This is a genomic window from Holdemanella sp. (assembly GCF_056804935.1).
In genome coordinates this window covers 1-9309 of record NZ_DBMEXE010000049.1, presented here as the reverse complement: position 1 = coordinate 9309, position 9309 = coordinate 1, and the positions used below count along the sequence as shown (strand labels likewise).

The window sequence follows — 9309 nt, the reverse complement described above, 5'->3', positions numbered from 1 at the left end:
TTAGCCTTTGGTACTCCAAGGACTTGGTACTGGCAACTTGCTAGGTTTTACCAGACTGGATTCCCACCAGTTATATATTTGGCACCGAACTGGCGCACACTTCCTGAAACTATTATACCTCCAAACAAGAAAAGAAAGGAAGATATTTCACTATCTTCCTTGAATATCAAATGTATACTCGCCATTGTGACAATCTACATTGATTACATCCCCTTGCATAGCACCAGTCTTAATCATTTCCTTGGCAATCTGTGTTTCAAGATTTCTTTGAATATAACGCTTCATAGGACGAGCACCATACACTGGATCAACACCCATCTTTGCGATCTGATTATACACAGCATCACTTACATTCAATGTAATGTCACGTTGAGCCAATCGCTTTTGTAGCAAGCCGACAAACTTGTGGGCAATCTTAATAAAGGCTGAATCATCTAATGCGTTAAACACTATAATTTCATCGATACGATTAATGAATTCTGGTTTAAAATGACGCTTTACTTCTTCCATATATTTATCATGTACATCACCAGATTCAAAGGCATATTGGCTACCTAAGTTAGATGTTAAGATAATAATTGTATTCTTAAAATCTACCGTAACACCTTTCGAATCGGTAATACGACCATCATCAAGAATTTGAAGTAACACATTGAATACATCTGGATGCGCCTTTTCGATTTCATCAAACAAGACAATACTATATGGATTACGACGAACTGCCTCTGTCAATTGACCACCTTCATCATATCCTACATATCCAGGAGGAGCACCAATTAATCGTGCCACACTGTGTTTTTCCATGTATTCACTCATATCAATACGCACAATATGTCTTTCATCATCAAATAACTGTTCAGCCAAAGCCTTGGCAACCTCCGTTTTACCTACACCAGTTGGACCTAAGAACATGAACGATCCAATTGGACGATTCTCATCTTGAATCTGTGCTTTAGAACGCAAGATTGCATCTGTTACAAGTTCTAGAGCTTCATTTTGACCAACAACACGTTTTTCAAGTTCTTCCTTCAAATTCAATAATTTATCTCTTTCAGAAGCAACCAAACGAGTCACTTCAACACCTGTCCATCTAGAAACGATTTTCGCAATCAATTCTTCATTGACCGTTTCTTGAATCAAAGCATCCTCTTTTTGACTTGCCTGCTCTTTTTGAATACGAGCCTCTAATTCTGGAATCGTTCCATATTGAAGTTTAGCAGCATCTTCATAACGAGCTTCATTACGCGCTTGCTCTAAATCCAAACGAGCCTTCTCCAAACGTTGTTTATCCTCTTTTTCATTAGCCAAGCCACGTTTTTCGTCTTCCCACTTAGAATGCATTTCATCACGCTTTGATTGTAAAGAAGCTAATTCACTTTCAATTTCTTCACGACGCTCAATAGCCCTTTTATCTTCTTCTTTTTGTAGAGAAGTCTTTTCAATTTGAAGTTGTAAAATCTTACGCTGTAATTCATCCAACTCTTGAGGCATACTTTCCATTTCAACCTTTAACGTAGCACAAGCCTCATCCACTAAGTCAATTGCCTTATCTGGTAAGAAACGATCTGTGATATAACGATCGGACATAGTAGCCGCCGCAATTAAAGCTTCGTCCAAAATACGTACACCATGATAGCTTTCAAAACGATCTTTTAATCCACGCAAAATACTGATTGTATCCTCTACACTTGGCTGAGCAACTTGTACTTTTTGGAAACGACGCTCTAAAGCCGCATCCTTTTCAATATATTTACGATATTCATTGAATGTTGTTGCACCAATACAATGTAGTTCACCACGAGCTAACATTGGCTTTAATAAGTTAGCCGCATCCATACTACCTTCGGTTTTACCTGCACCAACCAAGTTATGAATTTCATCAATAAACAAGATGATTTGTCCATCCGATTTTTTGACTTCATCCAAAATGGATTTTAAACGCTCCTCAAATTCACCACGATACTTAGCACCGGCAATCAAAGATCCCATATCCAATTCAATCAAGCGTTTCTCTTTTAATGACTCAGGCACATCACCCTTCATAATACGCCATGCGATCCCTTCAACAACAGCTGTCTTACCAACACCTGGCTCACCAATCAAGACAGGGTTGTTCTTTGTCTTACGAGATAAAATCTGCATAACACGACGAATTTCATCATCACGTCCAATAATTGGATCAATCTTACCATCACGCACATCCTGAACTAGATCACGACCATATTTCTTTAAAGCTTCTACATTCTCTTCTGAATTTGGCGTATCAAATTTTTTACCATTACGACGCTCTAATTCAGCCTTGTAGCAAGCATCCTTATTCAAGTTAAAAGTTCTTACCAATTCTTTAGAAATATAAGAACGATTAAACAATAAAGCTAAGAATACGCTAGCTACAGAAAGATAAGTTTCATCATGTTGACTCGCCCAGTTTTGTGCATCTTCAAATGATTTTTGGACTTCATTTGATAAATTTATATTACTTGTCGAGCTCTTTGCGATACGATTTGATTCTTGTTGAACCATCTGCAATGCACGACCTTTATCCAAGCCAATACGCTCAAACAAACCGTCCAATACATCATCCTTAAAAATCGTTTCCAACATATCCACAGTATCTACACTTGGATGTTGGTTGGATTTTGCCAAATTAATGGCATCCATTAAAATCTTCTGCAAACGCTCTGACATTTGATCGATATTCATAAATAAGCACCTCCTTGTACTTAGCACTCACTCTTTATGATTGCTAATGATAGTATAACACCATTTTTGGCACTGTCAACACTTAAGTGCTAATTATTTTTAAAAAAAGAAAAGTAGATTTCTCTACTTTTCCAATGTATTACGATTATAAGCTCTTTGCCAATTTACGCTAAATTCACCCACCGCAATCTTTGTTCCTGGATGATCGATCATTTGATATAAAACATCACAAGGAACAGTTACAGCTTGAATTCCAGCCTTAATCAATTCATGTACTTGATATGTATTTTTAAAGCTTGCCGCAATCACTTTAGCTGGCATATGATTCACTCTCAACATTTCAATCAAGTCTTTCACATCCTGAACACCATCTCCATAATTACACATACGATTTGTATAAGGTGCTAAATATTCAGCCCCATTCATTGCAGCTAAAAAAGCCTGATCCGCTGTATAAATGGCAGTAGCCAATGTGTGAATTCCTAATTTTTTACATTCTTTAATAGCTCTTAAACCCTCATGTGTAACCGGAATCTTTACATACATATTTTTATTACGAATGGAAGAAATCATTTTTGCCTCTTCCATAATTCCTTCAAAAGAAGTTTGTACCGTTTGAATAAATAACAATTGATCTTCGCTCAACACCTCACAAAGATCTTTTACTACATCCATTGCTTCTCTATTTGATTTCGTTAATATTGTAGGGTTTGTCGTAACACCCGTAATTGTTAATAATTCATTTAGTTCTTTAATTTGTTCAATATTTGATGAATCGATAATTAATTCCATGATGGATCCTCCTTAAGTTCATCTGTATCCTAACACTAGAAAAATTTTGATTCAATAACCTTTTCACATCAAACAAATTATTTCAAAAGAACACAAAAAAACATGTTTCTTTATGTTCTTTTTTGTGCTTTAATAAAAATATGAACGCAACACAACGAAGATATGAAATCTATGAAAAACTAAAAAAAGATAAAACCGTACAAGTAAGTGAACTCGCAAAAGTATACTCCGTTTCCTTAATGACCATACGAAGAGATTTAGATAGTCTAGAAAACCAAGGACTCGCCACAAAGAGCTATGGAGGAGCCACACTCAATGAGTCTAGTTCAACTGAGCCTTCCTTTGAAATCAAAGAAGGTATGTCACAATCGGATAAAAAAGAGATCGCGATTTACGCCAGTACACTCATTCAAGATGGAGATTCTATCTATTTAGATTGTGGTACAACCTGCCTTGAGCTCTTTAAACGTATACACCATAAAAAAATCACAATCTTTACAAATTTTTGGAAAATTCTTCAATATGTAGATCGAAATGCCAAGGCAAAAATCATTATGGCTCCAGGCGTCTATAATCCTGTAACTCAGGCAGCTCTATCTGAAAGTACCATTCAATTCTTTCAAAACTATTATATTGATAAAGCCTTTATCTCCGTATTAGGCCTTGACTTAGACTATGGCGTATCCATTCCCAGCATGAGTGATGCTTTAGTTAAAAAAGCGATTCTTGATTCTTCCAATAAAAAAATTTGTATGGTAGACCATACAAAATTTCATAAGAAGTATATGTCAAAAATAGCCAATATTGATGATTTTGACATGATCATTACAGACGATAAATTAGAATCCAATATACATGTCAAAAACATTATAAAAGCACATTGAAAAATTGATTATCAATGTGCTTTTCTTGTTAGAACGCTTTTGTTCCCTTTGTATAAGTCATTTCAACAGAATAGTCATCATTTAATACAACTAAATCTGCATCTTTTCCAGTTTGAATCGATCCTTTACGATCATCTACATTCAACATACGAGCTGGGTTCAATGTACAAGCATTGATAGCTGTTTGCCAAGGAACCATTGCTTTTTCTACTAAAATACGAAGTCCATTATTGACATGCAATGTAGATCCTGCAAGACCTTTCGTATCTGTTAAGTGTGCACTTCCATCTGGATATAATTCGATTTCGTTTCCACCAAACAATACTTTTGTACCAACAGGTAGTCCCTTAACCATCAATGAGTCAGTGATCATGATACAGTGATCAGGACCTTTAGCTGTAAAGTAATCATTTAATGCTTCATAAGTTGAATGGTTTCCATCACAAATAATTTCACCATATACATCTCTATAACGCATGGCAGCACCAACCAATCCTGGTTCACGGTGATGGAATTTAGTCATACCATTGAATACGTGAGTCATTGAGTTTGCACCATTCGCAATGGCTAAACGAGCCTGTTCAAAAGTAGCTCCTGAGTGACCTTGACTACATACAATTCCATTTGCACGTAAGAATTTAGTTAATTCAAAATTATCATCGTGTTCACAAGCCATAGTCACAATTTTAATTAAATTATTAGAAGCTGCCAAGTAACGTTTAAATTGTTCAAGATCTGGTTTTACACAATACTGTTCAGGTTGTGCTCCCTTATATACTTGATCCAAATAAGGTCCTTCAAAGTGAATACCTAAAATTTCTGCACCTTCATACCCTTCTTCAACAACTTTCGCAACATTTTTAACCGCATTTGTCAAAACTTCTTCAGACTGTGTGATTGTTGTTGGAAGAATACCTGTAACACCTTCTTTAACAATGTTTTTCATCCAGTTACGAAGACCTTCTTCATTCGCATCATTTGTATCAAATCCATAAGCACCATGTGTGTGTACATCGATAAATCCTGGGACAATTCTCTTATCTCCATAATCTTCATCTACATCTTTTTCTCCATATGGATAGATATTTACAATCTTTCCTTCTTCTACTTCAACTTGGGCTGCCAACCATGTATTTACGACCCAAATTCTTTTACTTTGAATAATCATATCGACAATTCCTCCTAACTATTATTATACTCTTTATAAAAGAAAACACTTACACTTTTTAGTTGACTTTTTATAATTTTTATTCAAAAAATATAAAAGATGCAAATGAATAGACATATTCTCTAAATAATTCTAAAATAGAGGAAGAGGTGAACAAAAATGAAAAGAGCTAAAAAAATTATAGATAACGTGTACTGGGTTGGGGTTAGAGACTTAAATAACCGCCACTTCCATGGTGATTTATATCCAATTGATGAAGGGTGTACATATAATGCCTACTTAGTTGTAGATGATGAAGTCACACTTTTTGATACAGTCGAAGAAGAATTCACAGAAGAACTATTGGAAAGAGTTGAATCCGTACTTCAAGGAAGAGAAATTGACAATATTGTTGTTCAACATACAGAACCAGATCATTCGGGTGGATTTAAAAAAGTATATGCCAAATATCCAAACGCAAAAGTTTACGCATCTATTTCTGGAAAGAAGAATATGATTGAACAATATTTTGACCAAGTTCCATATCAGGTCGTAAAGACAAATGATACAATCAACACAGGAAAATATGACTTTGTCTTTGTCGAAATGCAGATGATTCACTGGCCAGACAACATGTTGACATATTGTCCACAGTTAAAAACTGTATTCTCAAACGATGCCTTTGGACAGCACATTGTAAACTTTAATCTAACCGATGAAGGATTGGATAAAGCGTATTGTTTAAAACAAGCTAAAGAATACTTTGCGAACATTGTTTTACCATATACAACACCAGTGCAAGCTAAATTAAACCTAATTCTAGGCATGAATTTAGACATTGAATATATCATGCCGGCACATGGTATTATCTGGAAAGACTATATTGCAGATATTATTGAAACATATAAAGGTATCGCTGCTCAAAAAGTAGAAAATAAAGCCGTAATTGTATATGAATCTGTATGGAAACATACGCAACAGATTGCCGAAAGCTTAGCCGAAGGATTCAGCGATGCTGGTATGGATGTAAAAGTCTATAAATTATCGGATACAAAATCAAGTATTGTGATGCGTGAAATCATGGATGCCAAAGTTGTATGTATTGGATCAGGAACCTACAACAATGTCATGGCACCAAGCGTAGCCGCTTTCCTTGAACACATTCGTCCATGTAAATTTAAAAACAAAAAAGGGTTGGCCTTTGCCGCATACGGATGGTTTAACCAAGTAGCCAAAGAAATCGATACAAGAATGCAACAATCTGGAATCGAATCATGCCACGATGTGATCAATCAATGCTACACACCAAGTGATGATCAATTAGAAGACTATTTTAATGTCGCAAAAGAAATCGCAAAAAATTGCCAGGAATAAATTTCCTGGCTTTTTTAGTCTATATTTACATGTGAATTTGGCAATAAACGAAGTCCTTTAGGAATCTTATTTTTGATTTGTTTTCCATCACTCTTGCCAAAGCCAAACGGATGTCCCTTAAAACATACAGCCACATACCCTTTTTCGCATTCCTTTTGTAAAACTTCACCATGCATAAAAAGGTCCATTTCTTCTAGAATTACATCCACTTTTCTTTTATAGTCAAAATCTGCAACCATATAAAAAGAATGACTTGGCTCAAAACGATTCTTAATGACATCCCCCAAATATACGCCTTGACGTAATACTTTTACCTTTTTAAAATCCACAAACGGAACATCCATTCCATATACTCTATCCTTATCTATATAGTAATAGTTTGGCAATGTATTCAATTGTTCCTTCAAAAATTTCTCAGTAATCTTATCTATTTTTTTTGATTTTAGAACTGGAAGTTTACCTGCAACACCTGATTGTTTCTTGAATTTCGCAATGAAATGACCCTCACCACCATCCATTGGAAAGATACGACGCACATTCAAGTCTTTAAACCCTTTTCTTCCCCACGAAACTTCAGGATCCACCAAGACCATATCCGCATGTTTTTCTAAAAAATCTAAGACAACATCTTCATCTTCTTCTAAAGCATATGTGCAAGTTGAATACACCAAAGTACCACCCGGTTTCAACATAGAATAGGCATGTTCTAATATTTCTTTTTGACGAGTCGCACAAAGTTCAATATTTTCAATGCTCCAATTATTTAGGGCAATATCATGTTTTTTGATCATTCCCTCACCACTACAAGGTGCATCCACTAAAATTTTGTCAAAACAAGCATCAAACACCTTCGTAAGCTTATCTACACTTGTATTGGTTACTGCCACATTTTTCACACCCATACGCTCAATATTAGACAAAAGGATTTGGGCACGCTTCGCATCAATTTCATTCGATACTAGATACCCACTTTTTAAATGTGATGCGATCTGCGTACTCTTTCCACCTGGTGCTGCACATAAATCCAATACATAATCATCTTCTTGTACATCCAAGATTTCAACAGCGCTTGAAGCACTTGGTTCTTGCAGATAAAAACAACCACAAATATGGAAAGGATGATTTCCCAACGGCTTATCTACATAATAACTTTCCTTACAAAACTGACTTGGATGATCCAAATGATCAAATTCATCCAATTCTGCCTTTTTTAAATTTATACGCATACCACGATATAAAGGTTTCGATAAAGATTCAATATAGGCATTATATTCATCTTTTAATAATTTCTGCATGCGAGAAAAATACATTTCTTGACTCATACACCCTCCAAAACGGTCTCAGGATCAATGCGCCATGCATAGCCTGAGCATGTTGCAGCCTCACTATAGCCACATCCAAAAGAAAAATCAGCACCGCTGTTTCTAAAATATTCTACGATCGAATTGAGATCCTGTTTTAATTCAAACACCTCTACATGCGTATGAGGCCCCGTTGAATTGCCACTGTTCCCACTTTTCGCTATAACTGTACCTTGACTGACTTGCTGGCCACTTGTCACATAGATTTCATTGGATAAATGCGCATAACTAATCGCATAAAGTCTATCATTTACGGCAACCACCATACAAATGGTATTGCCACCACCATTTGGCCATCCACACCAATTTCCTAAATATCCATTGTTCGAATCCACTGGTGCATGGGCATACAATATGATACCATTAGCAACCGCTAACACATCACTATACATGGCACTTGCGATATCCAAACCTAAATGAAGACCTCCCTCCGGATAGGACCAGCATCCAGCACTGATTGTACCATTTTCAACTGGATTTTGCCAAAAAGAACTGTACGAATCAATTTCATAATTTCCATCCACCAAACAAGACATACCATTTTGTTGCCATGATTCATAACCACCAAAATCAGGCAAATGCTCAGTTCCTGAAATCATAGAATCTTCATTATGTTGCCCAGATTCATTGATTTGTGCTAAATGTGAAAACCGTTTTAATAAACGACTTTGACAATTCGATAATCTCTCAAGATATTCATCATATAACAATAACGTATTTTGATTCTTATCGAACTGTTTTTTATGTTTCAAATATTCTACTTCAACATTTCTATATTCATCAAAGTACAACGCCAAATTCTTTTGAATCTTATATGGATACAAAATGGAGTTGTTTCTTTGAATCGTTTGTAATTCCAAGCCATATTCCATTTTTTTCAATTCATAATAATTCTTTTTATGTTTATACCTACGTTCAAGCTCATCCACACACTTTTCTTGTTTATCCATTTCAATCCGTAAATCCGTTTTTTTAGATGTAACATCCATCGCAATATCCCTACATTTTAAAGATAAAAAACTAGCTCTATCTTCATGAATTGTATCGA

General features: G+C 35.5%; 7 protein-coding genes. 2 read left to right on the top strand and 5 right to left on the bottom strand.

All coding sequences use genetic code 11. The annotated features are described in order from the left end of the window. Positions 1 to 150: 150 nt before the first annotated feature. On the bottom strand, positions 151 to 2703 hold the full coding sequence (locus tag ACZQCL_RS03750; protein ID WP_227992293.1) for an ATP-dependent Clp protease ATP-binding subunit: 2553 nt from the start codon (positions 2701 to 2703) through the stop codon (positions 151 to 153). A gap of 123 nt (positions 2704 to 2826) precedes the next feature. After that, complete coding sequence (locus ACZQCL_RS03745; protein WP_118115035.1) at positions 2827 to 3495, bottom strand: transaldolase family protein; 669 nt, start codon at positions 3493 to 3495, stop codon at positions 2827 to 2829. 140 nt (positions 3496 to 3635) lie between these two features. Here ACZQCL_RS03745 and ACZQCL_RS03740 point away from each other — a divergent pair, with 140 nt between their 5' ends. Then, positions 3636 to 4379: a DeoR/GlpR family DNA-binding transcription regulator gene (locus ACZQCL_RS03740; RefSeq protein WP_482481877.1), complete on the top strand. Its 744-nt coding sequence runs from the start codon at positions 3636 to 3638 to the stop codon at positions 4377 to 4379. A gap of 28 nt (positions 4380 to 4407) precedes the next feature. Here ACZQCL_RS03740 and nagA read toward each other — a convergent pair whose 3' ends face one another. Continuing rightward, complete coding sequence (gene nagA, locus ACZQCL_RS03735) at positions 4408 to 5547, bottom strand: N-acetylglucosamine-6-phosphate deacetylase (protein WP_288522801.1); 1140 nt, start codon at positions 5545 to 5547, stop codon at positions 4408 to 4410. A gap of 159 nt (positions 5548 to 5706) precedes the next feature. On the opposite strand from nagA, the gene ACZQCL_RS03730 reads away from it, so the two are divergent. Beyond that, entirely contained in the window at positions 5707 to 6900 is a 1194-nt protein-coding gene (locus tag ACZQCL_RS03730) for an FprA family A-type flavoprotein (RefSeq protein ID WP_118115038.1), read from the top strand. Between the two features lie 14 nt (positions 6901 to 6914). On the opposite strand, the gene ACZQCL_RS03725 is transcribed toward ACZQCL_RS03730, so the two are convergent. Beyond that, positions 6915 to 8222, bottom strand: a complete 1308-nt coding sequence (locus tag ACZQCL_RS03725; RefSeq protein WP_337618390.1) for an RsmF rRNA methyltransferase first C-terminal domain-containing protein — start codon at positions 8220 to 8222, stop codon at positions 6915 to 6917. After that, positions 8219 to 9309, bottom strand: a 1091-nt coding sequence (locus ACZQCL_RS03720; RefSeq protein ID WP_482481876.1) for a M23 family metallopeptidase, incomplete at its 5' end; no start/stop codon positions are given. The genes ACZQCL_RS03720 and ACZQCL_RS03725, both read right to left, overlap by 4 nt.

Excerpts from the sequence above, each read along its gene's own strand:
- ACZQCL_RS03740 (WP_482481877.1), top strand. The coding sequence starts at position 3,636 with ATGAACGCAACACAACGAAGATATGAAATCTATGAAAAACTAAAAAAA.
- ACZQCL_RS03725 (WP_337618390.1), bottom strand. The coding sequence starts at position 8,222 with ATGAGTCAAGAAATGTATTTTTCTCGCATGCAGAAATTATTAAAAGAT.
- ACZQCL_RS03750 (WP_227992293.1), bottom strand. The coding sequence starts at position 2,703 with ATGAATATCGATCAAATGTCAGAGCGTTTGCAGAAGATTTTAATGGAT.
- ACZQCL_RS03730 (WP_118115038.1), top strand. The coding sequence starts at position 5,707 with ATGAAAAGAGCTAAAAAAATTATAGATAACGTGTACTGGGTTGGGGTT.
- ACZQCL_RS03745 (WP_118115035.1), bottom strand. The coding sequence starts at position 3,495 with ATGGAATTAATTATCGATTCATCAAATATTGAACAAATTAAAGAACTA.
- nagA (WP_288522801.1), bottom strand. The coding sequence starts at position 5,547 with ATGATTATTCAAAGTAAAAGAATTTGGGTCGTAAATACATGGTTGGCA.